At 69.3% G+C, this 24,587-nt stretch carries 23 protein-coding genes; 10 read left to right on the top strand and 13 right to left on the bottom strand.

The genetic code is table 11. The annotated features are described in order from the left end of the window. The 3 genes from IG75_RS0124575 to abc-f all read right to left on the bottom strand — a co-directional run bounded on the left by IG75_RS0124575 (position 1) and on the right by abc-f (position 3,499). On the bottom strand, positions 1 to 1,191 hold the full coding sequence (locus IG75_RS0124575) for a macrolide family glycosyltransferase (RefSeq protein ID WP_063834192.1): 1,191 nt from the start codon (positions 1,189 to 1,191) through the stop codon (positions 1 to 3). Next, positions 1,188 to 1,796, bottom strand: coding sequence for a CatB-related O-acetyltransferase (locus tag IG75_RS0124570; RefSeq protein ID WP_051714935.1), 609 nt, complete (start codon positions 1,794 to 1,796; stop codon positions 1,188 to 1,190). Before IG75_RS0124570 ends, IG75_RS0124575 begins: the two co-directional genes overlap by 4 nt. 95 nt (positions 1,797 to 1,891) lie before the next feature. Then, positions 1,892 to 3,499 (bottom strand): ribosomal protection-like ABC-F family protein, encoded by a 1,608-nt coding sequence (abc-f, locus tag IG75_RS0124565; RefSeq protein WP_030524069.1) that lies wholly within the window; start codon positions 3,497 to 3,499, stop codon positions 1,892 to 1,894. A 154-nt stretch (positions 3,500 to 3,653) separates the two neighbouring features. Between abc-f and IG75_RS0124560 the strand changes: the two genes are divergently transcribed. Next, positions 3,654 to 4,328 carry a TetR/AcrR family transcriptional regulator gene (locus IG75_RS0124560; protein WP_210436849.1) on the top strand — a complete coding sequence of 225 codons (675 nt, stop codon included), beginning with the start codon at positions 3,654 to 3,656 and terminating at the stop codon, positions 4,326 to 4,328. 131 nt (positions 4,329 to 4,459) lie between these two features. Beyond that, a complete protein-coding gene (locus tag IG75_RS0124555; RefSeq protein WP_030524071.1) occupies positions 4,460 to 4,699 on the top strand; it encodes a DUF6374 family protein in 240 nt (79 codons plus the stop codon). Positions 4,700 to 4,742: 43 nt separating this feature from the next. On the opposite strand, the gene IG75_RS0124550 is transcribed toward IG75_RS0124555, so the two are convergent. Further along, on the bottom strand, positions 4,743 to 6,473 hold the full coding sequence (locus IG75_RS0124550; protein WP_051714894.1) for a BCCT family transporter: 1,731 nt from the start codon (positions 6,471 to 6,473) through the stop codon (positions 4,743 to 4,745). A 333-nt stretch (positions 6,474 to 6,806) separates the two neighbouring features. Between IG75_RS0124550 and IG75_RS0124545 the strand changes: the two genes are divergently transcribed. Together IG75_RS0124545 and IG75_RS0124540 are read left to right on the top strand one after the other, a co-directional pair. Next, on the top strand, positions 6,807 to 7,820 hold the full coding sequence (locus IG75_RS0124545; protein WP_030524073.1) for an NAD-dependent epimerase/dehydratase family protein: 1,014 nt from the start codon (positions 6,807 to 6,809) through the stop codon (positions 7,818 to 7,820). A 141-nt stretch (positions 7,821 to 7,961) separates the two neighbouring features. Next, complete coding sequence (locus IG75_RS0124540; protein ID WP_030524074.1) at positions 7,962 to 8,429, top strand: MarR family winged helix-turn-helix transcriptional regulator; 468 nt, start codon at positions 7,962 to 7,964, stop codon at positions 8,427 to 8,429. A 22-nt stretch (positions 8,430 to 8,451) separates the two neighbouring features. Here IG75_RS0124540 and IG75_RS0124535 read toward each other — a convergent pair whose 3' ends face one another. Together IG75_RS0124535 and IG75_RS0124530 are read right to left on the bottom strand one after the other, a co-directional pair. Continuing rightward, positions 8,452 to 9,246 (bottom strand): acyl-CoA thioesterase domain-containing protein, encoded by a 795-nt coding sequence (locus tag IG75_RS0124535; protein WP_030524075.1) that lies wholly within the window; start codon positions 9,244 to 9,246, stop codon positions 8,452 to 8,454. An 84-nt stretch (positions 9,247 to 9,330) separates the two neighbouring features. Further along, positions 9,331 to 9,996, bottom strand: coding sequence for a TetR/AcrR family transcriptional regulator (locus tag IG75_RS0124530; protein ID WP_030524076.1), 666 nt, complete (start codon positions 9,994 to 9,996; stop codon positions 9,331 to 9,333). A 183-nt stretch (positions 9,997 to 10,179) separates the two neighbouring features. On the opposite strand from IG75_RS0124530, the gene IG75_RS0124525 reads away from it, so the two are divergent. From IG75_RS0124525 to IG75_RS0124510, 4 genes are all read left to right on the top strand, one after another. Then, positions 10,180 to 11,676: a high affinity choline transporter 1 gene (locus IG75_RS0124525; protein WP_051714892.1), complete on the top strand. Its 1,497-nt coding sequence runs from the start codon at positions 10,180 to 10,182 to the stop codon at positions 11,674 to 11,676. A gap of 105 nt (positions 11,677 to 11,781) precedes the next feature. Next, positions 11,782 to 12,534: a DUF1989 domain-containing protein gene (locus tag IG75_RS0124520; RefSeq protein ID WP_030524078.1), complete on the top strand. Its 753-nt coding sequence runs from the start codon at positions 11,782 to 11,784 to the stop codon at positions 12,532 to 12,534. Then, positions 12,531 to 13,154: an urea amidolyase associated protein UAAP2 gene (locus IG75_RS40405; protein WP_030524079.1), complete on the top strand. Its 624-nt coding sequence runs from the start codon at positions 12,531 to 12,533 to the stop codon at positions 13,152 to 13,154. Before IG75_RS0124520 ends, IG75_RS40405 begins: the two co-directional genes overlap by 4 nt. A 35-nt stretch (positions 13,155 to 13,189) precedes the next feature. Further along, on the top strand, positions 13,190 to 15,163 hold the full coding sequence (locus tag IG75_RS0124510) for a 5-oxoprolinase/urea amidolyase family protein (protein WP_245713230.1): 1,974 nt from the start codon (positions 13,190 to 13,192) through the stop codon (positions 15,161 to 15,163). Positions 15,164 to 15,220: 57 nt separating this feature from the next. Here the strand turns inward: IG75_RS0124510 and IG75_RS0124505 are convergent, their stop codons facing one another. The 3 genes from IG75_RS0124505 to IG75_RS0124495 form a co-directional block, all read right to left on the bottom strand. Then, positions 15,221 to 15,877: an isochorismatase family protein gene (locus IG75_RS0124505; protein ID WP_030524081.1), complete on the bottom strand. Its 657-nt coding sequence runs from the start codon at positions 15,875 to 15,877 to the stop codon at positions 15,221 to 15,223. 79 nt (positions 15,878 to 15,956) lie between these two features. Then, positions 15,957 to 17,105, bottom strand: a complete 1,149-nt coding sequence (locus tag IG75_RS0124500) for an isochorismate synthase (protein ID WP_030524082.1) — start codon at positions 17,103 to 17,105, stop codon at positions 15,957 to 15,959. Between the two features lie 9 nt (positions 17,106 to 17,114). Continuing rightward, the gene (locus IG75_RS0124495) at positions 17,115 to 17,921 is read right to left on the bottom strand and encodes a 2,3-dihydro-2,3-dihydroxybenzoate dehydrogenase (protein ID WP_030524083.1); all 807 of its coding nucleotides are present in this window, start codon (positions 17,919 to 17,921) and stop codon (positions 17,115 to 17,117) included. 86 nt (positions 17,922 to 18,007) lie between these two features. Between IG75_RS0124495 and IG75_RS0124490 the strand changes: the two genes are divergently transcribed. Beyond that, positions 18,008 to 19,660 carry a (2,3-dihydroxybenzoyl)adenylate synthase gene (locus IG75_RS0124490; RefSeq protein ID WP_030524084.1) on the top strand — a complete coding sequence of 551 codons (1,653 nt, stop codon included), beginning with the start codon at positions 18,008 to 18,010 and terminating at the stop codon, positions 19,658 to 19,660. A 47-nt stretch (positions 19,661 to 19,707) separates the two neighbouring features. Here IG75_RS0124490 and IG75_RS0124485 read toward each other — a convergent pair whose 3' ends face one another. The 3 genes from IG75_RS0124485 to entS are packed head-to-tail and all read right to left on the bottom strand — an operon-like array spanning position 19,708 to position 22,135. Continuing rightward, positions 19,708 to 19,950, bottom strand: coding sequence for a phosphopantetheine-binding protein (locus IG75_RS0124485; protein WP_030524085.1), 243 nt, complete (start codon positions 19,948 to 19,950; stop codon positions 19,708 to 19,710). A gap of 8 nt (positions 19,951 to 19,958) precedes the next feature. Beyond that, on the bottom strand, positions 19,959 to 20,798 hold the full coding sequence (locus IG75_RS0124480) for a siderophore-interacting protein (protein ID WP_156059172.1): 840 nt from the start codon (positions 20,796 to 20,798) through the stop codon (positions 19,959 to 19,961). Beyond that, positions 20,798 to 22,135 (bottom strand): enterobactin transporter EntS, encoded by a 1,338-nt coding sequence (gene entS / locus IG75_RS0124475; RefSeq protein ID WP_081877144.1) that lies wholly within the window; start codon positions 22,133 to 22,135, stop codon positions 20,798 to 20,800. Before entS ends, IG75_RS0124480 begins: the two co-directional genes overlap by 1 nt. A 143-nt stretch (positions 22,136 to 22,278) precedes the next feature. Between entS and IG75_RS0124470 the strand changes: the two genes are divergently transcribed. After that, positions 22,279 to 23,538 (top strand): RNA-guided endonuclease InsQ/TnpB family protein, encoded by a 1,260-nt coding sequence (locus IG75_RS0124470; RefSeq protein WP_245713222.1) that lies wholly within the window; start codon positions 22,279 to 22,281, stop codon positions 23,536 to 23,538. Between the two features lie 13 nt (positions 23,539 to 23,551). On the opposite strand, the gene IG75_RS0124465 is transcribed toward IG75_RS0124470, so the two are convergent. Beyond that, a complete protein-coding gene (locus IG75_RS0124465; protein WP_030524089.1) occupies positions 23,552 to 24,550 on the bottom strand; it encodes an ABC transporter substrate-binding protein in 999 nt (332 codons plus the stop codon). Between the last annotated feature and the right edge of the window lie 37 nt (positions 24,551 to 24,587).

Genomic DNA, 24,587 nt, shown 5'->3' with positions numbered 1-24,587 from the left:
TCAGCCCAGCAGGGCCTCGATCAGATCGGCGGCCCGCACCGTGCCGCCTTCGTTCCGCGCCTCGGCACGCAGTCGCGCCGACCGGTCGGCCACCCCGGCGTCCCCGACGAGGTCGATCAGCGCCGCGCGCAGGCTCTCGGGAGTGGCTTCGTCGGTGTCGATTCGGCGGGCCACGCCCAATTCCACCAGGCGGTCGGCATTGAGGAACTGTTCGGCGGCCTGCGGTACGGCGATCATCGGGACACCGGCCAGCAGCCCTTCGCCGCAACCACCCATACCGGCATGGGTGAGAAACGCGTCCGCCCGGTCCAGGATCACCCGCTGCGGGACCCAGGAGTGCACTTCGACATCGGCCGGGATCTCACCGAGTTCTCCGGGGTCGGTGTGCTTTCCGATCTGCAGCACGATATGCCAGCCGGGCAGGTCGCCGAAGGCACGCAGACAACGACGATAGAACTCGGGCCGGTAGGTGTAGGCCGAACCCAGCGAGATCAGCAGGACCTTGTCCGCCGCGGCCGGACGCACCCAGCCGCCGTCGGACCCGTCCGGGCCGAAACAGGGCCCGACGAAGGTCACCTTTCCGGTATCCACCCGGTCGGCATGCGGTTGCATTGCCCGGGGTATCAGCGCCAGGGCCCGGTCGGGCAGACCGGAGAAGGCGTCCACCTCGGTGGTCACCGCACCGCACTCGGCGAGCCACCGCGCGAATCGGGTCCGGTGGGCGTCGGCACCCGGCAGTTGCCGCAGGTGTGCCGCGACGTCCTGCTCGTACCCGTCCCAGCCCACGAATGTCGGGGACAACTGCAGGACGGGACGGCCCTGCGCTTCGGCGAGCGCGCGGGCGGCGTACGCGCCGATGTCGTACATGTACAGGTCGGCGGGCTCGTCCCCGTAGGCCGCCGACAACTGCGGAAGGGCCGCGACGGCATCGTCGAGGAAAAGGTCCATCGCGGCGATCGGGTCGTCGGGCCAGTTGTCGTCGGCGACCGGAAGCCCGGACGTGCACGGGACGAATTCGGCGCCGGTGGCGGTGATCAGATCGGCCACCACCGGGTCGTTGGCGTAGGTGACGCGATGACCCCGGGCCACCAGTTCACCGATGATCGCGAGGCTCGGTAGCACGTGACTGACGATCGGGATACCGACCATCGCGATATGGGCGGGACGAGAAGGCACAGTGGTTCCACTCATTTCGGTTCCGTGCCGGCGGCTTCGAGATCGGCGATACTGCCCGCCATGATCGCGCGCACATGCCGGGTGATGTGTTCGACGGGCCAGTCCCACCAGGCCACCTCCAGCAGCCGGGCGATATCGGGCGCCGCGTAGCGGGTGCGGATGAGGCGGGCCGGATTACCGCCGACGATGCCATAGTCGGGAACATCGCCGGTGACCACCGCGCCGGTGCCGACGATCGCGCCGTGGCCGATCCGCACACCGGGCAGGACCGTCACGCCGTTACCGATCCAGACGTCGTTGCCGAGGACGGTATCGCCCCGGTTCGGCAGCTCGCTCAGCAGATCGATATGGGTCGCCCATCCACCGCCCATGGTCGGAAACGGGAATGTCGACGGACCGTCCATGCGATGGTTGGCGCCGTTCATGATGAACCGCACGCCGGTGGCCAGCGCGCAGAACTTCCCGATGATCAGTTTCTCCGGCCCGTAGTGGTAGAGCACATTGCGGGTTTCGAACGCGGTCGGGTCGTCGGGGTCGTCGTAGTAGGAGAACTCCCCGGCCTCGATCAGCGGTGAGCTGATCAGCGGTTTCAGCAGGACCACACGCGGCTGCCCGGGCATGGGGTGCAGCACGGTGGGGTCGGCGGGAAGCGTTACGGGGTCGGCGGGCACAGCGGAACTCCTTCGATACGTGGGTGTGCCGGTGTCGGCGAGGGTCAGACGGGTACCGTCGCCCGCAATGTGAGCCGGTCACCGTGCCAATGCGCGCGCAGCCGGCGGTCGTGGCTGACGATCACCAGTGCGCCCCGGTAATCGGCCAGCGCGGTTTCCATTTCCTCCACCAGCCCGGGTGACAGGTGATTGGTGGGCTCGTCGAGCAGCAGCACGTCGAACGGTTCCACGACCAGCCGCGCCAGGGCCAAGCGCTGCCGTTGCCCGGTGGACAGCTCCGCGACGCGGGTCGTCAGCTGTGCGCGACCGAACAGGCCCAGGGCCATGAGTCGTTCGGTGTGCCCTTCGAGGTCACCGGCGCGGCCGCGGGCGAAGGCGGCCGTCAGCGTCTCCCCCGGCTCGGCGGGCGGCGGTTCCTGCGCGAGATAGCCGACCCGGCCGCGGCGGACGACGGTGCCGCCGTCCGGTACGAGGGCCCCGGCCAGCACCCGCAGCAGCGTGGACTTGCCCGCGCCGTTCGGGCCGGTGATCAGCAGGCGGTCTCCGGTGGCGAGGGTGAGGCTCGTCGGGTCCAGCCGGCCGGCGACCGTGATTCCGGTGGCGTCGAGCACGGTGCCGGGCGTACCGCCGGACCGCAGCACGGGGGTGAAGCGCAACGGTTGCGGGGGCGGCGGCACCGGGTCGGCCAGCAGGCGACGCAATCGTTCCTCGGCATTGCGGACCCGCCCGGCCAGCGACTGCTGTACCCGGCCGCCCGCCCGGTCGTAGGCCATCTTGTTGTTGTCCTTCATGGCCCGGCCCGGGGCGACCCGGCGGGCCGTGGTGGCGGCGGTTTCGCGCAGCCGCTCGATATCGGTCTGCCATTGTTCGTGGGCCTGGACCCACCGCTGCCGCGCCGCGGCCTTCTCGGCGCGGAAGCCCGCGTAGCCGTTGCCGTACCGGATCACACACCGCCGGTCCGCGTCGACCTCCAGCAGGGAGGTCGCGACCCGCTCGAGGAAGACCCGGTCGTGGGAGACCGTCACCGTGGTGCCGCGACGGGTACGCAGATGGTCCTCCAACCAGGTCAGGGCGTCGTCGTCGAGGTGATTGGTGGGCTCGTCGAGCAGCAGTACCTCCGACCCCGCCGCCAGTACCGCCGCCAGGCGCAGCCGGACCTGTTCGCCGCCGGAGAGCCCGCCGACCCTACGGTCGCGGGCGACCAGACCCAGGCCGAGGCCGTGCAGGGCACGCTCCACCCGGGCATCGGCGTCGTACCCGCCGCGCAGTTCGAACACTGTTGTCAATTCGCCGTATTCGGCGAATCCGGACTCGTCGCCGGCCGCCATGGCGGCCTCCAGGGCACGCATCCGGCCCTCGATCGCGCGCAGCTCGCTCAGGGCCCGGTCGATGACCTGCTGGACGGTCGTCTCCGGCGGCAGCTGCTCGTCCTGGGCGAGATAGCCGACGCCGCCGTCGGCCTGGACGACGATCTCGCCGGCGTCGGGCCGCTCCCGCCCGGCGAACAGGCGCAGCAGGGTGGACTTACCGGATCCGTTCTCACCGATGATGCCGGTGCGCTCGCCCGCGGCGAGCGAACACGTCACCTCATCGAGAACGCGCCGGCCGTGGAAGGACTTGATGACCGCGAGCGCGGTGATCTGCGTGGGCATGGACACTCTCCGAAGCATTCGAGTACGACGCGACCCCGGGGGACCGCAGGACGGGGTGAACGCTTCGAATGAGCATCGGCGACCTCACTATTGCGACGACTGTTGCATTAGCATGGTGCCACAGCCCGCCCCCCAGAGCAACCGGATGATCGAAATGACTTCTCCACCCCCCGCGGCCGAAGCCCCGCGCCCGGCGCCGCGACCGGGCGGCCGCACCGCGCGTATCCGCGCTCAGGTCCTGGAAGCCGTGCACGCGGAACTGACCGAGCACGGGTACGACGCACTCACCGTGGACACCGTCGCCGCCCGCGCGGGCGTCCACCGCACCACCGTCTACCGCCGCTGGCGCGACGTCGGCGGCCTGATCACCGACGTCTTCGCCGCGGCCGCCGATATCGATTGGCATCCACGCGATACCGGCTCCCTGCGGGGGGATCTGGCCGCGCTCAACCGGGAGGTCCAGGACTCGCTTCTCGAGGAACCGTCGATCGCGGCGGCGCTGATCGCGGTCTCGTTCCGTTCCGAGGAGGCCGCTCGCGCCCTCCGGCAGTTGTGGGAGAACCGATACGCCCAGTCCGAGATCGTGGTCGAACGAGCCGTGCGCCGTGGCGAACTGGCTCCCGGCGTCGACGCCCGCGCCGTACTGATCGCGGCCACCGCGCCGGTCTATCACCAGCTGACGCTGCTACGCACCCCACCCGACCCGCAACTCCCCGACCGGGCGGCGGCAGCCGCGGCACTGGCCGCACGCGGCGGCGCGTTCACCGGGCCACCGGCTGCGGACCACGACCGAACGGGCGATCGACCCACTCCGACCCGGGGCGGGTGAGCCGACGCGTCCGCCGGGCCGCCGGGTCCGGCGCAGACCCTGCCGCACCCGGAGACCTTCGCTCGCAGGGCGTCCTACGAAGCTCGCCACATCTATCGAAAATATGTTCGAACTCCGGTACGGTTACCCGCATGCCCGACCTCGCCCCCATCCCGTTCGCCCGGCTCAACCTCGAACAGGTACGCGAACGACTCCTCGCCGCGGCGGCTTTCGGCGAGTCCCTCACCCCGGATCAGCTCGAGGCCCTGGCCGGCAAGATCGGCACCGGCCTGAGCATCTACATCGAGGCGACCCAGAACAGCGCACCCCGCGCCCACCGCCCGGCGGTGCCCGGCCGCGCCTGCCTGGACTTCCGGGGGCACCTGCGCTGAACCCGGTCCGCGCGGCGGCGCGGACCGGGCCGGCGCTATCGGGTCACCGGTCGCCCTCCACCACCGGCTCCCCGTCCACGACCTCGATGGGCGAGGTGACGAGTTCGAACTCGCCCTCGTGCTTGGCCACGCCCTGCAGCACCGCGCCCTCCACCAGTTCGACGCCCAGATTCGCCCGCACGATGAGTGGATCGCTGCGGACATCGCGGTAGAGCGAGACGCACATCAGCACCATCACCACCATGAACGGCAGCGATACCACGGTGGTGAGTGCCTGCAAACCGGTCAACGCGCCACCGAGATCGCTCGAATCGGCGATCACCAGCATGATCGCGGCGACCGCACCGGTAGCGGTACCCCAGAAGATCACGGTGAGCCGGGACGGTTCGATACTGCCCCGCTCCGACAGGGTGCCCATGACGATCGAGGCGGCATCCGCGCCGGAGACGAAGAAGATACCCACCAGGATCATCACCAGCACGGTGGTGATCGAGGTCAGCGGATACTCCCCGAGCAGGTGGAAGAGTGCGAAGTCGGGGTTCACGCTGCCGTCGGTCTCGGTGAGGTCGTGGGTATCGGTCTGCTGACGGATGGCCGCGCCGCCGAAGATCGCGAACCAGACCAGGCTCACCATGCTGGGCACCAGCAGGACACCCGCCACGAACTGCCGGATGGTGCGGCCCCGGCTGATCCGCGCGATGAACATCCCGACGAAGGGGGTCCAGGAGATCCACCACGCCCAGTAGAAGATGGTCCAACTGGACAGCCACGTCTCCATTGCCTCGCCGCCGGCTATTCCGGTACGCGAGGCCATGGTCGGTAGCTCGGCGATGTAGTCACCGACCGCGGTGGGCAGGAAGTTCAGCATGAACAGGGTGGGCCCGGCAATGAAGACGAAAGCCGCCAGGATCACCGCGAGCACCATGTTGATATTCGACAACCACTGGATACCGCGGGCGACGCCGGAGACCGCGGACAGGATGAACGCGACGGTGAGTCCGGTGATCACCGCCACCAGGCCGATCTTGCCGACGGCGTCCACCCAGCCGTTGAACTCGAACCCGGCCCCGATCTGCAACGCGCCCAGGCCGAGCGAGGCCGCCGAACCGAAAAGGGTGGCGAAGATGGCCATCACATCGATCGCCTTACCGCCCAGGCCCTCGGCGTGCCGGCCGAGCAGGGGCCGGAACACCGACGAGAACAGCTGCGACCGGCCACGCCGGAACGTGCCGTAGGCGATGGCCAGACCGGCGACGGCGTAGATGGCCCACGGGTGCAGCGTCCAGTGGAACAGCGTGGTCGCCATCGCGACCTCGGCGGCCTGCGGGCTACCCGCCTCGGCGGTACCCGGCGGCGGGGCGGTGAAATGGGTCAGCGGCTCGGCGACACCCCAGAACATGAGGCCGATCCCCATACCGGCGCTGAACATCATGGCGATCCAGGAGACCGTCCGGAACTCCGGTTGTTCGTCGTCGGCGCCGAGCGGGATCTTGCCGTACCGGCTCAGCGCCAGCCAGATCACGTAGACCACGAAAGAGGTGGCCACGAGGACGAACAGCCAGCCGGTATTGGTGATCACCCAGGACTGGGCGTTCGACGCGAAGCCGGCCAAACTGTCCTGGTCGAAGATCCCCCAGAGTACGAAGACCACGGATCCGACCGAGGTGATGCCGAAGACCAGCCAGTCGAGGCCACGGCCCACCGGTCTGTGTCTGCTCGAGCCCGGCACGCCGCTGTTACGCGTCGCGGATTTCCCGCCGGTGTCGATCGCCATGGACGAGTCCTTTCAGATCGCACGTGCGTCCGGCACCGAGGTCGCGGGATCACGCGGACCAGCCGTTACCCGGCCCTTCCGCGCACCGCGACCACGCCGCCGAACCGGATGTTCCGGAAAAAACCGTACTCGCCCCCGATTCGAACGCTGCGTCGAACACGTGAACAGCGGGCACCGCGCCCTCCCCGGCGGCCGCCGGATACGGCCCGGATCAACGATTCGGACAACTGTCCGAACTCAAGTACAGACGTTCGACCGGTTTTCTGTACAGAAATTGCCCGGCCCTGCGACACTCGTACCCGGACCGACGAACCGATCAGGAGGCGCACCGGTATGGCGGACCCGGCGAAACTGGTGGTGGGAGCCTCGGGGTTTCTCGGCTCGCACCTGACCCGCCAACTGGCGGCGACAGGAGCGCCCGTGCGCGTCCTGGTACGCCGTACCAGCGATCTCCGTGCCATCGCGGACCTGCCGGTGGAGATCCACTACGGTGACCTGTTCGACGATCACGCGCTGCGCACCGCCATGCGCGACTGCGACGAGATCTATCACTGCGCGGTGGACACCCGGGCCTGGATACGCGATCCCGAACCCCTCTTCCGGACCAATATCGCCGGACTGCGCCATGTACTCGACGCCGCCTGCGCCACCGGACCGCGGCGGTTCGTCTTCACCAGTTCCGCCGCCACCATCGGACGCCGGCCGGGCGGCGTCGCCGACGAGACCGTCGCGTTCGACTGGCCCCGCCTCGGCGGCCCATACGTGCGCTCCCGGGTCGAGGCGGAAAATCTGGTACTGCGCTACGCGACCGAACGCGGACTGCCCGCGGTGGCGATGTGCGTCGCGAACACCTACGGCCCCGGCGACTGGCAACCGACACCGCACGGCTCCTTCGTGGCCGCCGCCGCGCTCGGCAGACTCCCGTTCCGCTTCGCCGGCACCGGATCGGAATCGGTGGGGATCGAGGACGCGGCCCGGGCCTTGATCCTGGCGGGCACGGCCGGACGGCCCGGCGAACGCTATATCGTCTCCGACCGCTTCCTCACCAATACCGAACTGCTCACCGCCGCCGCCCATGCGGCCGGCCGGGAGCCGCCCCGGGCGGCCGTCCCACTGCCCCTGCTGTACCCCGCCGCCGGTATCGCCTCGGCCGCGGCGCGGCTACGCGGCCGGGACAGCCGGTTCACGGTGACCTCGGTGAACCTGATGCACGTCATGTCCCGGCTCGACCACGGCAAGGCCGAACGGGAACTCGGCTGGAAACCCGAACCGGTGCTGGACTCGGTGGCCCGGGCCGCGCGGTTCTTCCTCGAACGCCGGTTCCGGCGGGCCGTGGCCGGCGACTGACGGCGGCCGGGGCACAGTCCACGGCAATTGCACTCTACATACAATGTGTAGGATGCAAGACACTCCCGGCCGCGTGGTATAACGACTGGCGGGACGCCCGCCGCGCCGCCACGGCATCCGAGTACGAGCAGGACACCCGCCATGGACAAACCCACGCATCTGATCGAATTCGAGACCATGCTCCTGGGCCGGCACAGCCTCAATGCCCATCTGCGCCGCCCGGACCACCTCGAGCGCAGTGCCTATCTGGTGCTGCGCCGGCTGCGGATCGAGGGACCCATGTCCATCGGCGAACTCAGCGAGGCCTTCGGCCTGGACACCTCGACCGTGCACCGGCAGACCGCGGCCATGCTGAAAGCCGGCCTGGTGGAGCGCATTCCCGATCCCGCGGGCGGCCTGGCCCGCAAGTTCCGGATCACCGACGAGGGCGAACGCCGGGTCCTGGCCGATCGCGACTACAACATCAACGCCCTCGACCGGCTCCTGCGCGGCTGGAGCAGCGAGGACGTACAGACCTTCGCCGCCTACCTGGAACGATTCAACACCGATCTCGAGGCCCGGGAAGCGCGACCCTGGCCGCGGCCCTCCCACACCGAGCCCCGGTCCTAGGCGCGGCGGGCCGCCACCGATATCAGTAACGCCGCATATCGACCTGGCGGCGCACATTGGAGAGCGCCGTCACCACGGCCGTCCCCAGCGGGCCGCTCCGGTCGTAGAGGGTGGTGGTGCCGACCGCGACACCCGCATAGGCGACCTGATCCTGCGCCAGCACCCCGATACCCGGGCCGGACGGCACCCGGGCAAGCGTCAGTGTGACGTCGGAGTTGATATAGCCGATCCCCTCGGTGCCCCAATTGCACATGAGGCTCGCGGCGTCCCCGGCCATCCCCGCCCGCTGCAACGGCGTCACCGGCTCCCCGGCGACCACCGGCAGCATGTTCTGCCAGATCGCCTTGCGCTCGGCGTTCTGCGTGGCCGCGAAATCGCGGGTCCAGGCGCCGTCACCACTCTTGAACAGCGGGTGCGCGCCCGCTTCCGAGGCATCGGGGGTCCCGGGCACCGGAAAGTCGTGCGACGGCTGCCACAGGTCACCGCCGGGCACCTCGCCGGTGCGCAGGTACACCACGGTCGCCCGCGACCGCACCTCCCCGCGCTGCACCAGTTCGGCGTCCGCGACGCAGATGCGTTTGCCCTCCCGGACCACCACGCTGCGCAGCGTGGCCGGCTCGTCGACGACCGGGCGGAACAGGTCCACGGTCACCCGGGCGGGGACGAACTCCTCGCCCGGCGATCGCGTCTCCAGCTCGCGCGTCAGCAGCCCGCAGATCGCCGGCCCGCCCACCTGGGTCGGGCTCCAGCTGGACATGGCTATACGGGTGGGCAGGTACTGCTCACCCTCCCTGGTGAAGAACGCGAACACGCCCATCGGCTCCTCTCACGCGGACCCCTGTCCCAGAATTACAACACGTTCTAGTTTTGCGATCGCGTGAAGGGCCCGACCCTGGGCGGTTCACACCCGCAGCTCCCGAGCGAGGACCCCGGCCGCTTCCCGGACGCCGGCCGGATCGCCGTCCCAGCCGAGCACTCGCAGCACCGCGGCGGCGATCGCCTGCCGCACCTCCTCGGGCACCCCGCCGGCGTCCGAGCGGATAGTGATCACCGTCTCCACCAACCGGAACGGGAGGGTCTGCGCTTCGGGCACCCCGTTCGTGTCCAGCCCCGCCACCACCCGCGCGGCCAGCCCTTCGTAGCTCGCGCGCAGAGTGTCGCGGCGGGACCGGAACCCGGCGAACCGATCCCCGCGCAACTCCGGCAGGAAGTACAGCGCACCGATATTCCAGCGCGCGTCGCACAGCTGGCCGATATCGAATCGGGCCAGCGCGTACAGCCGGACCGCGGCCGGCTCCGGTCGCCGCTCCAGGCGCATCGCGAGTTCGGCCGCGCCCGCGATGGTTTCACCGAGCAGCGCGTCGAGGATGTCGTCCTTGGCCGCGAAGTGGTGATACAGCGAAGCCTGGCGGATACCGACCGCCTCGGCGATGGCCCGGGTCGAGGTACTTCCGTACCCGTGGGTGGTGAACAGTTCGGCGGCGGCGTCGAGGATTTCGGCACGCGGAGTCTGCCCCTGGCGGCGGCGCGGCGCGAGACGCGGGCGGCCCGGACCGAGTTGGGTCATGGCTCCATTGTCGCCGACCAGCGGTTCGGCACCGCGGGGAGATTTCTGTCATTCGATAGAAATATGGGCAACGCAGACGTTACGCACGGCCGCGATACGGATACATCGCCGTCACCACCATGTCGCGGGATACGAGGAACCTTTCAACCGATAGATATTCGTGTCGGATGAAGGGCCCCGGCCATGATCATTCTCGGAATCGCGATCAGTGTGCTCGCGGTCATCGGCATCGGCCTACTGGTCGCCCGCAAGGTCGACGGTGACAGCGTCAACTTCCTGGTCGCCGGCCGATCGCTGGGTCTACCGCTGGTCGCGGCGGGCCTGATGGGCCAGGCGGTCGACTCCAACGCCACCCTCGGCAATACGGACCTGGCCGGTTCGGTCGGCTTCTGGGCCGGGGCGTCGCTACCGCTGGGTCTGGGCCTGTGCCTGCTGCTCACCGGGCTCTTCTTCGCCAAGCCGATGAACCGGATGGGCCTGCTGACCCTGCCGGACTTCTACCGGATCAAATACGGCCGCGGTGTGGAATTCAGCGCCTCGATCCTGATGATCTTCAGCTTCTGCATCCTGCTGGCGGGCAACCTCGTCGCCGGCGGCTTCCTCTTCGAACGCTTTCTCGGTATCCCCTACACCGCCGGGGTCCTGCTGATCGTGGCGATCGTGCTGACCTACACCGTCACCGGCGGCATGTTCAGCGACGCCTACACCGCACTCGCCCAGATGGTGATCACCGTGATCGGGTCGCTCGCCCTGCTCATCTGGGTGGGATCGACCTACGGCCTCGACATCCCCGAGGGTATGGGGCCGTTCGACGTCGGACAGCTCGGTAACAGTTCCGAAGGCGCCGTAGTGAACTGGGCGACGCTGATCGCCCTCGGCATCGGCGATATCGTCGCCATCGATTTCATGCAGCGCATCTTCTCGGCCCGCTCCCCCGAGATCGCCCGCCGGGCCTGCTTCGTGGGCGCGGCCGGAACCGCCGTGGTCGGTATCCCCTACGCACTGGTCGCCCTGGCCACCACCGATCTCGTCGGTGACGGATCAGGCCCGCGGTTGCTGACCCTGCTGGACGAACACGCCCCGGCGGGTCTGGCGATCCTGGTGTTGTCGGCGATCGTGGCGGCATCGTGCTCCACCGCCAACGGCGCCATCCTGGGCACCGCCTCGGTGGCGACCCGGAATATCGCCGGGCGCACCGACCGGACCGATGCCGCCGGGCGTGACACCCTGCTGCGGGATGTGCGGCTCACCATGATCCCGGTGGTCGCGGTGGCGATCTTCTTCGCGGTCGAAGTACCGCAAACCGGCATTCTGCTCACCCTGGCATTCGACCTGATGCTGGCCGCTCTGATCGTCCCGTTCGTCGCGGCCCACCTCAGCTCGCGGATCACCACCACCGCCGCGGTCGCGGCCATGGTGGCCGGGCTCGGTGTCCGGCTGGTCCTGTTCGTGCTCACGCCCACCATGTACGGGGTACCGAACACCGTTCTCCATATCGACAATTCACTGATCGGCCCGGGCTTCGACGGCTGGCCCACCTTCTTCGGCTTCCTCGCCTCCCTGCTGGCCTTCCTCGGCACCCTCGCCGTACAGCGGTTGCGTGAGCCGACCGGAAAGTCCGCGGTGCCGGGGGATATTCCGCCACTGCCGACGCCGGAACCCGTTGTCCAGCACGGCTGACCGGCCATCCGCCCCCGAACCGGCCCGGGTCCCGCTGCCCCACTTCCGAATCGGTCACCCGGCACGGCCGGCCCACCCGCCGGACCCGACGAGCAAGGAAAGATCATGACACCCACCACCGCTTCGACGACCGGAGCCCGCGCACACGCCCGCGCCCAGGCATCGGCAAGCGCGGCCACCCCCGTACTCCCCGACGGGGTCCCGCTCGACGCGACCACCTGGACCGTCCGGCTACCACCCGGCGGCTACACCGGCACCGTGCTCGGACGCGGCACCCGGCTGCGACTGGCCGACCCGCACGGGGCGGCCTGCGCGCACCTGTTCCTGCTGCGCGCGGACGCGCCATGGGAACGTCTCAATGTCGCCGACACCGTGAAAGTGCCCTGGCAGGCCTACCTCGGTGCCGGGCACCCACTGCTGTCCGATCAGGGCCGGCTGCTGGCCACCGTGGTCGCCGACACCTCCGGCCACCACGATGCGCTCTGCGGGCCCACTCCCGAAGGCCGGCTGCTCCTAAAACGCGCGGCCGCGAAACACGGGCTGACCCCGCGCGATATCGGCGCCACCCTCTCGTTCTTCCGCGGTGTGCGGGTGGCCGGCGACGGCGCCCTCACTGCCACCGGCTCGGCCGGTGCGGGCGCCTACATCGATCTGATCGTCCACATGCCGGTGATCGTCCTGATAGCTGCCGCCGCGCACCCCCTCGACGACGCCCCGGTCACCGACCTCGATCTGGTCGCCTGGCCGGGCGACCGCGCCGTCGCGGCCGCCGCGAACAGCGACCCGGAATACCTGCGCGCCGTCCGGAACACCGAAGCGGCGTGGTCGGCCGCCCGCACCCGACAGGAGTGGATATGAACATCGCTACCCCGGCAGCGACCGTCGTGCTCGACGACGTGGTCCCGGCCTGCGCACCGTGGTCGGCGGTGGTACGGGCAGGGCACCGTCTCGACATCATCGATCTGCACGGCAACCAGGCCGTCGACTGCCTGCTGTACGCCGCGGCCGACCACACCGACCGCTACAGCGCCCAGGCCACGGTCACCGCGCAGCGCAATATCTTCCTCACCACCGGCAGTGTGCTGCGCACCGACCGGGGCACCGCGCTCATGACCGTGCTCGCCGACGAGGTCGGCAACCACGACACCATCGCCGGAGCCTGTTCCCAGGAGTCCAATACGCTGCGCTACGGCCAGCACACCCGCCACCAGCACGCCTGCGTGGAGAATTTCCTGGCCGAGGCGGCGAAATGGGATATGGGCAAACGGGATCTGGTGTCCAATATCAACTGGTTCATGAACGTTCCGGTGGAGGCGGACGGCACGCTCGGTATCGTCGACGGCCGGTCCGCACCGGGCAAGGCGGTCTCGCTGCGCGCCGAGATCGACACCCTGGTGCTGGTGTCCAACTGTCCCCAGATCAACAACCCCTGCAACGGATTCGAGCCCACCCCCGTACGCATGGTGGTGACCCGGTGACCGCCCCGGTGACGCTCGCCCCGCCGCCCGCCGCGGTGACCACCACCCGGCACGCGGTGGTCGAACGCCCGGGTCTGCTCACCACCGTGCAGGACTGGCCGGGCCGGACCGGCTACTGGCATGTCGGCGTACCGCCGTCGGGTCCCATGGACGATCTGTCGTTCCGGCTCGGCAACCGCGCACTGGGCAATCCCGAGGGCGCGGCCGGGCTCGAATGCACCATGGCCGGTCCGGCATTACGATTCGCCGAGCCCACCTGGGTGTGCGTGACCGGCGCACCTGTCACGGTGACGGTGGGCGGGCAGCCGGTGCCGCTGTGGCGGCCGGTATTCGTCCCCGCCGGGCAGGTTCTCGATATCGGCACGATCCGCGGCCCCGGGATGCGCTGCTATGTGCTGGTTTCCGGCGGACTGGCACTCACCGAGTATCTCGGCAGCAGCGCCACATTCACCCTCGGGCGCTTCGGCGGTGTGGCCGGGCGCGCACTGGCCGCCGCGGATGTTCTCCCGGTCGGCCCCGCGCCGAGTCCGCCGGCCGGCGCGGTACCCGGCGGCGAGCAACCCGTGCTGACCCGCGACTGGGAACTCGCCGTCACCGAGGGTCCGCACGGAGCGCCCGAATTCTTCACCCGCGCGGATATCGAAACGTTGCTCGCCACTGTCTACGAGGTGCATTTCAACTCCGACCGCACCGGGGTCCGGCTCGTCGGCCCCAAACCCCGCTGGGCCCGCCCGGACGGTGGCGAGGCCGGACTGCATCCGTCGAATATCCACGACACCGCCTACAGCGTGGGCGCGCTCGACTTCACCGGCGACACCCCCATCCTGCTCGGACCCGACGGGCCGAGCCTCGGCGGCTTCGTCTGCCCGGTGACGGTGACCGCCGCCGACCTGTGGAAGCTCGGTCAGTTGTGCCCGGGTGACCGGGTACGTTTCGTCCCGGTGCGCGCGGAGCGGGCCGCGTCACCGGCCGAACTGGGCCCCGCGCGCCGGGCGGGCTGGCCGATCGTGCTGTCCACCGGCGGCGACGGCGACGACGGAATCCTGCGGCACGGGGAAACCGCAGACGGCACCCCGGTGACCTACCGTCGCGCGGGTGACGACGGAATCCTCGTCGAATACGGCGCCATGACCCTGGACCTCGAATTACGTGCCCGCGTCCACGCATTGCACGAGCACCTGCGCGACCGCGGTGAACGGGGCATCACCGAACTCACGCCGGGCGTCCGTTCGCTCCAGGTCCGGGTCGAACCGCGCACGCTGCGTATCGGTGCGGCCCTGGATCTGCTGGTCGAGGCGGAGGCCGCCCTACCGGCCGCCGAGGACCTGGTCGTCCCCAGCCGTACGGTGGATCTGCCGCTGTCCTGGGACGATCCGGCGACCCGGGAGGCGATCACCCGCTATATGCACGGTGTGCGCGCCGACGCACCGTGGTGCCCGTGGAATATCGAGTTCATCCGGCGGATGAACGGACTCGATACCGTCGGCGATGTCTTCGATACCGTGTTCGCCGCCGAGTACCTGGTACTGGGGTTGGGGGACGTCTACCTCGGTGCGCCGCTGGCCACCCCGATCGACCCCCGACACCGGCTGGTCACCACCAAATACAACCCGGCCCGGACCTGGACCCCGGAGAACGCGGTCGGTATCGGCGGCGCCTACCTGTGCATCTACGGAATGGAGGGCCCGGGCGGATACCAGTTCGTCGGCCGCACCACGCAGGTGTGGAGCCGGCGCACCGATATCGAAACCCCCTGGCTGCTGCGCTTCTTCGACCGAATCCGCTGGTATCCGGTGAGCGCGGCGGAACTCCTCGACCTCCGGGGCGATATCGCCGCCGGCCGTGGCGAATTGCGCACCGGCCCGGGTGAATTCCGGCTGGCGGAGCACCGGCGGTTCCTCGCCCGGGACGCGGAGTCCATCGAATCGTTCCGTATCCGGCAGTCGGCCGCTTTCGCGGTCGAACGCGAATCCTGGCGCCGGTCCGGAGAACTGGGCGGGACGCACTGAACGCCCGGCCGCCGCCCGGCCACACGGGCCGGGCGGCGCCGGACGCGCCGGCTCGGGTCAGGCCCCCGAAGCCACCACCGAGGGCTGCAACTGGTTCAGCATCTCGTCGGTACCGAGCACCATGCCGCAGCGGCGGGCGGTGTACTTGGAGGCGATCAGATGTTCTTCACGACTGAAATCGGCCACCGCGTCGTGCGCCAGGAACGCGGCGATATCGTTCATGAACGCCTCCGCCGCACTGAGCATGCAGCCCATATGGGCGTACACGCCGGTGACCACGAGCTGGTCCCGGTTACGGTAGCCGAGCAATTGCCGCAGATCCGTGCGCTGGAACGCCGAATAGCGCCATTTGGTGACCTGGATGTCCTGCTCGTGCGGCGTCAGTTCGGCGATGACCTCGGTATCCGGACCGTCCGACATTCCGGTGCCCCAGAAATCGGCGAGCAGGCCGCGCCGGTCGGGATGCTGATCACCCGGCTGCATACTGTAGATCACCGGTATGCCCAGCTCGTGGCACCGATCGCGGAGCCGGACGATATTGTCGATCATCGTCCGGGCGGGGTCGCGATCGAGCTGATAGGCAGTGAGGAAGTAGTTCTGCATGTCGTGGATCAGCAGGGCGGCACGATCGGGATCGAGTCTCCAGGCCACTCTGTTGGTGATCTCGTCGTCCAACGGCGGCATCGCATAGGGTGCGATCGGCTGCATGGCCATGTCCAGAACTCCTCATCTCTTGTGGCCCGCGACCTTCTGGAAGGCCGCGGGCCCGGGCGCAGTGGGGGAAGGTGATAGGTCAGGGCACCGCCGCCGGGCGGCCGGCCACGCCCAGCGGTCCGAGGACCCGCTGCAATTTCCCGGTGGTCTCGGCCAGTTCGTCCTCGGGATCGGATTCCGCGACGATGCCGCCACCGGCGTAGGCCACCAGGGTCCGGTTGTCGGCGGCGAGTTCGGCGCAGCGGATGCTGACCATCCATTCCCCGTTGCCCTCGGCGTCGCACCAGCCGACCGCGCCGGCATAGAAACCGCGCTCACCTTCGAGTTCGGCGATCAGCCGGGCGGCCGCCGCGGTGGGGGTACCGCAGATCGCCGGGGTCGGATGCAGCGCGGCGGCCAGTTCCAGCGCCGACGGTCCGGCCACCGGGACGGTCGCGTCGATGGTGGTGCCGAGATGCCACATGGCCGGTGTCTCGGTCAGATCGGGGCGGGCGGGCGTGCGCACATCGGTGCATCGGTCGCGCAGCACTCCGGCCACATGGTCCACCACGAAGCCGTGCTCATGCTGATCCTTCGCCGAACCGAGCAATGTCTCGGCGGCGATCCGATCGGCCAGCGAGTTTTCCGGCACCCGCCGGGCCGAACCCGCGAGCGGATGGCTGGTGACCTCGGTACCGATCCGCCGCACCAGAATCTCCGGACTGGAACCCACCAGGTGGCGGCCGGTGAACAGACCACCGGCCGCGGACAGGTCCACCAGGTAGCCGTTACCGGCGGGGTCGGTGGAGACCAGCAGATCCAGCAGGTGGGCGGCGCGCACGGTCCGATCGGCCCGGGCCCGCAGCGCCCGGGCGAGGACGACCTTGCGCAGCGGCTGGGCGGGATCGGCCAGCAGCCGCACCGCGGCGCCCACCCGGCGCAGATGTTCCTCCGGCTCCGGAAGGTGTTCGGTGACAGTGATATCGGGTGCGGTGACCGGCCGGGTGGTGCGGGGGCCGTCGGTCACCGAGATGGTGTCGGGTGCCCATAGCGCGGCCGGCGCACCGGGGGTGAACGGCAGCGCGCCGACGATATGGGAGACCCGGCGCGCACGCAGCTGCGCGACGGCCTCGGCGGGGCTGTGGAAGACACGCCCGCCGGCAGACGCGGTCACGGTGCGCTGCGGCCGGGACAGGACAAAGGCGGGATCCGCTGAATGCGCGGGGTTCTCGGCGTTGATGATGATCATCCTCTCGTGTCACATATCCAGCGTTGCGCCGCCGTCGACCCGCAGGTCGTGCATGGTGATGTGGCGCGCGGCATCGGAGACCAGGAAGCGGACGGCGGCGGCGATATCGGCGGGATCGGCGATCCGCCGCAACGGGATGCCCAGCCGGTAGTTCTCGGGATCGCCGTCGAGGAGGCTGCCCCGTCCGGCCTCGCCGAGACCGTTCTCGTCGGAGTCCGCGTACATTCCGCGCAGCATCGGGGTATCGGTGGAACCCGGGGAGACCAGGTTGACCCGCACCCCGTGCGGCGCCACCTGAAGCGCGAGCGAGCGGGTGAACGCCGTGGCCGCGGCCTTCGCGGCGCCGTAGGCGGCGAGGTTCACCCGGGGGACCGTGGCGGAGTTGGAGGAGACGACCACGATGGATCCGGTTCCGGCCGCGACCATTTCGCGGGCGGCGCGCTGGGCCACGTACACGGCGCCGCCCGCGTTGACGGCCACACAGCGCTGCCATTCCTCCGGGGAGGTGTCCAGGGCGGAGCCGCCGATCATCGCGCCGGCGGCGTGGACGACCACCCGGGGTGTGCCGCGTTCGGCGAGCTCTTTGTCGAAGGCTTCGGCGACCGCTGCCGCGTCACTGATATCGACTTCGGCGGAGGTCACGCCGGTGTCCTCGTGCCGGCGCCCGAGCCGGGCCGCGATCTCGTGTACCCGGGAATCCCGGTCCCACAGTGCGATATTCGCGGAATCGCCGGCGAGTTCGGCGGCGATTGCCGCACCGATCCCCCCTGCGGCTCCGGTGACGATGACCCCTTCGCCCCATTGCTTCGTGCCCATTAGGTTAGCCTAACCTGAAGTTACACCGTAAGGCTAGCATTCCGGTGTGACGTGTAACAAGATCGCTGATCGGAAAGAGGTGCTCCATGTCATCGCCCGCCCTCCCCGGTTTCACACCGTGGCCGTCTGACCGGATCGACCATTACCGAGCCGAAAAGCTCTGGACGGGTGAGACATTCGGATCGCTGCTGACAGCTCGTGCCACCGCGAGCCCCGAGGCGATCGCGGTGGTGGACGCGGCGAACCGCTGGACCTACGCGGAACTGGAGCACCGCTCCCGGTCGCTGGCCACCGGATTCGCCCGGCTGGGCATCCAGTCGCGGGACCGCGTTCTCGTCCAGCTGCCCAACCGCGCCGAATTCGTCGAAGTGATCTTCGCGCTGTTCCATCTGGGCGCACTGCCGGTGTTCTGTCTGCCCGCGCACCGGGAGGCCGAACTGATCCCCATCGCCACGGCGAGCGGGGCCGTCGCGATGGTCACCTGCGACCGGCATCAGCGATTCGACCATGCCGCACTGGCCGATACGGTCCGGCGCGAAGTCGCGACCCTGCGGCACATCCTGCTGGTCACCGACGACCCCGCGCACGAATTCGCCGAGAATGCCACGGACCTCGCCGACTACCGGGACGAGCCCGCCGAACTCACCGAGCCGGACGCCGGGGACGTCGCGTTCCTGCAGTTGTCCGGCGGTAGCACCGGAATCCCGAAGCTCATCCCGCGCACCCACGACGACTACCTGTACAGCGTGCGGCGCAGTGCCGAGATCACCGAGCTGGGTCCCGATACCGTCTATATGGCGACGCTGCCGATCGCGCACAATTTCCCGATGAGTTCCCCGGGCATCCTCGGCGCGCTCTACGCCGGCGGCACGGTGGCCATGACACCCGACCCGACCCCGTCGACGGCGTTCGCGGCGATCGAGCGATTCGGTGTCACCATCACCGGCCTGGTTCCGCCGCTGGCGCGGCTCTGGGTCGAACGGGCCGAGAAGGGCGGTGAACTCCCCGATCTGTCCAGCCTGAAGGTGGTCCAGGTGGGCGGCGCCCGCTGCCCGGACGAACTGGCCCGCCGGGTCGGTCCCGCGCTGGGTGTCACCCTGCAGCAGGTGTTCGGCATGGCGGAGGGCCTGGTCTGCTACACGCGGCTCGACGATCCGATCGACGTGGTGGTCGGCACCCAGGGCCGGCCGATGTCGGAGTACGACCGGATCAGGGTCGTCGACGACGCGGACGTGGACGTGGCGCCGGGCGCCGACGGGAATCTGCTGACCGAGGGTCCGTACACGATCCGCGGCTACTACGACAATCCCGAGGCCAACGCCCGCAGCTTCACCGCGGACGGCTGGTACCGCACCGGCGATATCGTCTCGCTGCGGCCGGACGGGAACCTCGTCGTGAAGGGCCGGGCGGGCGACTGGGTGAACCGCGGCGGCGAGAAGGTGTCGGCCGAAGAGCTCGAGGCCCATCTGCTGGAACATCCCGGAATCCGGGACGCGGTGATCGTCGGCACCCCCGATCCCGTACTCGGCCAGCGGATCTGCGCTTTCGTCCAGCCGCTGGACCCGCAGACACCACCGACGCTGACCACGGTGCGCACCTTCGTCCGGGAACGCGGTATCGCGGCCTGGAAGATGCCGGACGCGGTGGTCACCGTCGCCGAATTCCCCGAGACGGGAGTGGGCAAGACCAGCCGCCGTGATCTGCGCCGGCTGCTCGCCGAGGGGCACCGCACCGCGTGACCCCCGGTGCCGCGGACCGCGCCGGGCGCGCGGTCCGCGGTGCCCGGTCACGGGCACAGCACCTCCAGCCAGGACTCCAGAACGGGGTCACCGGCCAGCATCAACGGGTCGACGGTCTCGTGTCCCTCCGACCGCCACTTCTCCACCAGCTGCATGATGCGCACCGAATCCAGTCCGGCGTCGAGCAGATTGGTATCGGTGGACAGTTCCTCCGGCGCCACGCCCAGCAGATCGGCCACATCACGGATGAAATGGTCGCGGTCGGCCACCGCGGTCGGCTCGTTCGTCATCTCTGTCCTCATTCCTCGCGGTCGAAATCCGCGACTCCGTGCTTCCAATAGCCCGCGATCAGGCAGTCCTTCGCCGGCACACCGAGTTCGCCGCGCACCCACTTGCGGATCGGCCGCAGCCGGCCGGCTTCCCCGGCGACCCACGCGTAGACGTTCTGCCCCTCCGGCACGGTGACCGTGCGGATCGCCTTCTCCAGCAGGTCACCGGTCCCCCCGCGCGCGTCGCCGCGGTGCAGCCACCGGACCTCCACTCCGGCCGGGGCAGCCAGTTCGATCTCCTGGCTCTCGTCGACCACTTCGACGAACACCCACCCGGTCTTCTCGCGCGGTAGCCATTCCAGCCAGCGGGCGATGGCGGGCAGCGCGGTGATATCGCCGGCGAACAGGTAGTTGTCGTAACTGGTGGGCACCACCACGCCACCGGGCGGGCCCGCGATGTGAATGCGGGTGCCCGGCCGCACGGCCAGCGCCCACTCCGAGGCGAGACCGCCGGGGTGCAGGGCGAAATCGATTTCGAGTTCGCCGGCCGCCGCGTCGTAACGGCGCACCGTGTACTCCCTGGAGATCGGCCGCGGTGCGGGCCAATCCAGCGACAGGCCGTCGGGTATCGGCAGCCGCAGCGTGCCGTCGGTATCCGGGAACACCAGTCGCACGTGCTCGTCGGGCACATAGCTGTGGAACCCGTCGAGCTCGGGACCGCCGAAAGTGATCCGGATCAGCCCCGAACCCACCGGGGCGGTGCGGATCACCTCCAGTTCCCGCAACCCGATCGGATAACCGACCTTCGCGCCGTGCGTGCCGGCGAGCACCTCGGCGATCCGCTCACGGTAGGCTCCGCGATCCACCATCACACTCCGTCCTTCTTCTCCTCGGCCACGGCCCCGGCGGCCTTCTCTTCGACGATGGTGCCGCCCACCGGAACCTGCGCCGGCGGCGGCGGTTGCGGCGGCCCGCCCGCGGGCGCGGTGAGCCCGTACAGCGGCCACACCAGCACCAGCGCGAAGACGAACAGCACCAGCACCGCCGCCCCGTAGACGACCAGCGCGGTACCGGGTTCCACCAGATTGCCGATCGCCCCGGCCGCCATGGACCCGACCGCGGTACCGGCCACCGACTGCACCATGAGCAACCCCGACATCCGCCCGCGCATATCCTCCGGGGCGTTCTGCTGCAGGACCGCGTAGCGCAGGATGCCGTTGACCGCCCGGGCGACGCCGAACGCGGCCAGTCCGAGGAAACTCCACGCGGCCTGCGGCCAGATACCGGCCATGACCACGCCGAGCGGCATGAGCGCCAGCGAGCCCAGCAGCACCATCCCGTTGCGCCGCGTGCGGCCGAGCCAGCCACTGGTCAGCGATCCCAGGACGGCACCCGCTCCGGGCGCGGCGTAGAGCAGGCCCAGGGTGGCGGGGCCCGCGTCCAGGGCCCGGTCGGCGAATGCCGGGAGCAGGACCAGGGGTCCGCTGACCAGCATGGCGAGCAGGCCGCTCACCAGAACCGCGCGAATAACGTTGTGCCGCACGGCGAATGCGATACCGTGGCCCAATTCCACCAGGGGGTTGCGGATCTCGCGGGCCGGCGGCGGGGCGGAACCGATGGCCCGGATGAGCGATACCGTGCCCACGGTCGCCGCCGCGGCGGCGAAGAACGCGAAGGACACCCCGATCCGGGCGATGAGCACCCCGGCGATCGCCGGCGTGATCATGGTGCCCAGATCGGAGGTCAGCGTCGTCAGCGCGCCGGCGGCCGGGACCTTCTCCCGCGCCACCAGCATGGGCACCAGCGCCATCATGGCCGAACCGCTGATCCCGCCGGCCAGGCCGTCGGTCACCGCCGCGGCGTAGATCACCGCGAGGAACGGATCGGGCAGCAGCGCGTTGATACCCAGCGCGAGGAACGCCAGACCCGCCGCCGACCGGGACAGCGAGATCACGGTGCGCCGGTCGTACCGGTCGGCGATCACCCCGCCGCCGAGACTACCCACGAACAGCGCCACCGCCATGGCCGTGGACACCCCCGCGACGTGCAGACTCGACCCGGTGAGCTCGTAGACCTGCACCGGCAGGGCCACCATCAGCAGACCGATACCGAGCACAGAGACCAGTCGCGCACCGAAGGCAGCGCGGAACCGCCGGCTCTCCCGCAACGGAGAGATATCGATGAGGAGGCCGGCGGGGGCTTTCACCGAGTCTCCGTAGCGTAGAGGCCCCGTCCTTCAGGGCGGGGAGGAAACGCGTCGACTCCGCACTCGACGCGATCAGCGGTTGCCATGCCAACCTTCTTTCTTTATGTGTGTCGGTGCTCCGTGTTAAGAATTCCGCTGTGCGGATGGCGTACAAAGTCCGGGCCTACCCCGATACCGGACAGGCGACCCAGCTGGGTCGCACGTTCGGGTGTGTGCGGCTGGTCTGGAACAAGACCCTCGATGCCCGGCACCGCGCCTACCGTGCGCACGGGGCGAAAACCTCCTACAAGCAGACCGACGCCGCCCTGACGGCGTGGAAAAAGACCGAGGATCTGTCGTTCCTGTCCGAGGTTTCCTCGGTGCCGTTGCAACAAACCCTGCGCCACCAGCACACCGCCTACGCCAACTTCTTCGCCGGACGAGCCCGGTACCCACGGTTCAAGTCCCGCAACGGTCGTCAGTCCGCGCACTACACGCGGTCCGCGTTCCGCCTTCGTGACGGCAAGCTGACCTTGGCCAAGCACACGGCACCGCTGGATTTCGTGTGGTCCTGGGACCCGGAGATCTTGGCGACGCTGAATCCGACGATGGTGGTCGTGTCGCGGGAGCCGGACGGCCGGTGGTTCGTGACGTTCGCGGTGGACACCGACGATCCCGAGCCGCTGCCGGACACCGGCCGGGTGGTCGGGGTGGATCTCGGGGTGAAGGATTTCGCTGTTCTGTCGACCGGGGAGAAGATCGCCAACCCCCGCCGCCTGGACCGCAAGGCCCGCAACCTCGCCCGCTATCAGCGGCGCATGGCCCGCAAACAGCGCGGGTCGGCGAACCGCCGCAAGGCCAAGATCAAGGTCGCGCGGGCGCACCGCAAGATCCGCAATGCCCGTGCCGACTTCCTGCACCGCACCTCGACGCGTCTGGTTCGCGAAAACGATGTGATCGCGATCGAAGACCTCAATGTCGCGGGCATGAGCCGCAGCGCCAAGGGGACCGTGGCCAAGCCCGGCCGGAATGTGCGTGCCAAAGCCGGGCTCAACCGTGCGGTGCGGGACGCGGCACTGGGTGAGTTCCGGCGCCAACTGCAGTACAAGGCCGCACGCGCCGGCAAACGGGTCGTGGTCATCGACCGCTGGTATCCGTCCAGCAAGACCTGCTCGAACTGCGGGCATCTGTCGTCCGGCCTGACATTGTCGGTGCGCCACTGGGCGTGCCCCGACTGCGGCACCCGGCACGACCGGGATATCAATGCCGCGAAGAACATCCTTGCCGCAGGTCGTGCGGTAGCCGGGGAAACCCCCGGCGATGCCTGTGGAGCTGGTGTGAATCCGCAAGGGGCCTCCCCTCGGTCGTCGGCTACGAAGCAGGAACTATCCGGTGTGAGCCGGACGGGAATTCCGGTCCTTTAGGGCCGGGAGGAAGTCAATTGAACTGCTCCGCAATCAGATCGAGGGTGTCCATGACGCCGCGGTAGTCCGGCCGGTAGCTGGTGGCCGGCAGTTCGTAGACCTTCTTGTCCTTGAACGCCGGCAGCTGGGCGTACAGCGGATCCTTGGCGAGATCGGCCGCGCTCTTGGCGCCGCTGAGCGGCACGACGAACACCACGGGCGCGTCCACGACCTTGGTCAGCAGTTCGGGGCTGAAACCGAACCAGTCGGCCGAGGGGTTCAGCTCGGGGTTACCGGCTTTGGCGAGAACCTGGTCATCGGCCTGGAAACCCAGCTCGGCGAGCAGCGTCGGCAGCGCGGCGTTCGGCAGGATCATCTTCGGCTGGCCGTCGGCGGCCGACTGGAAGTAGCCGACCTGCTGCTCGGGGACCTTGATCGCCGCGGAAACCTGCTTCACCTTGTCGTCGTAGGCCGAGATCAGGTCGGCGACCTTGTCGGCGCGGTTCACCACATCGGCGATCTGCTTCAGCTGATCCTGCCAGCCGGTGACATTGCCGGGCAGCAGTACCGTCGGCGCGATGGCACTGAGCTGGTCGTAGGCGTCCACCGACTGTTTGGCCGGGAAACCCTGGCCGCCACCGATGATCAGGTCGGGCTGGAGGGAGGCGACGAACTCCACGTTCACGGCCTGTCCCACCGGCACCATCTGGGTGCCCTGCTCCTTCGCGGCATCGGCCCAGGTCTTAGGGAAATCGGCATTACGGCCGCTGACCCCGAGCACCCGCGGGTCCGCCGCGGCCACCGGAACGTCGAGGTCGTAGAGGTAGCCGGCCAGCGCGCCGTTGAGCACCACCACCCGCTGCGGGTCCGCGGGAACCTCGATGGCGCCCTTCTCGGTCTGGACCGGGCGGGTCCCGGAAGCGGCGGCGGGTTCGGCATCGGAGCTACAGCTCGCGACCGCGACCACCGCGACGAACAGACCGACCACGAGGCGTAGCCAGGCCGCGAAGCGGCTGTGGGATAACAGCGACATAGGTGTTCTACTTTCTTTCTCGAATCGCCGGGGTACC

Origin of the sequence: Nocardia rhamnosiphila NBRC 108938, assembly GCF_000720425.1 — a bacterium.
GTDB classification, from domain to species: Bacteria; Actinomycetota; Actinomycetes; order Mycobacteriales; family Mycobacteriaceae; genus Nocardia; species Nocardia rhamnosiphila.
The sequence above is the reverse complement of the archived record's forward strand: the minus strand, read 5'-3'. Positions and strand labels throughout refer to the sequence as shown.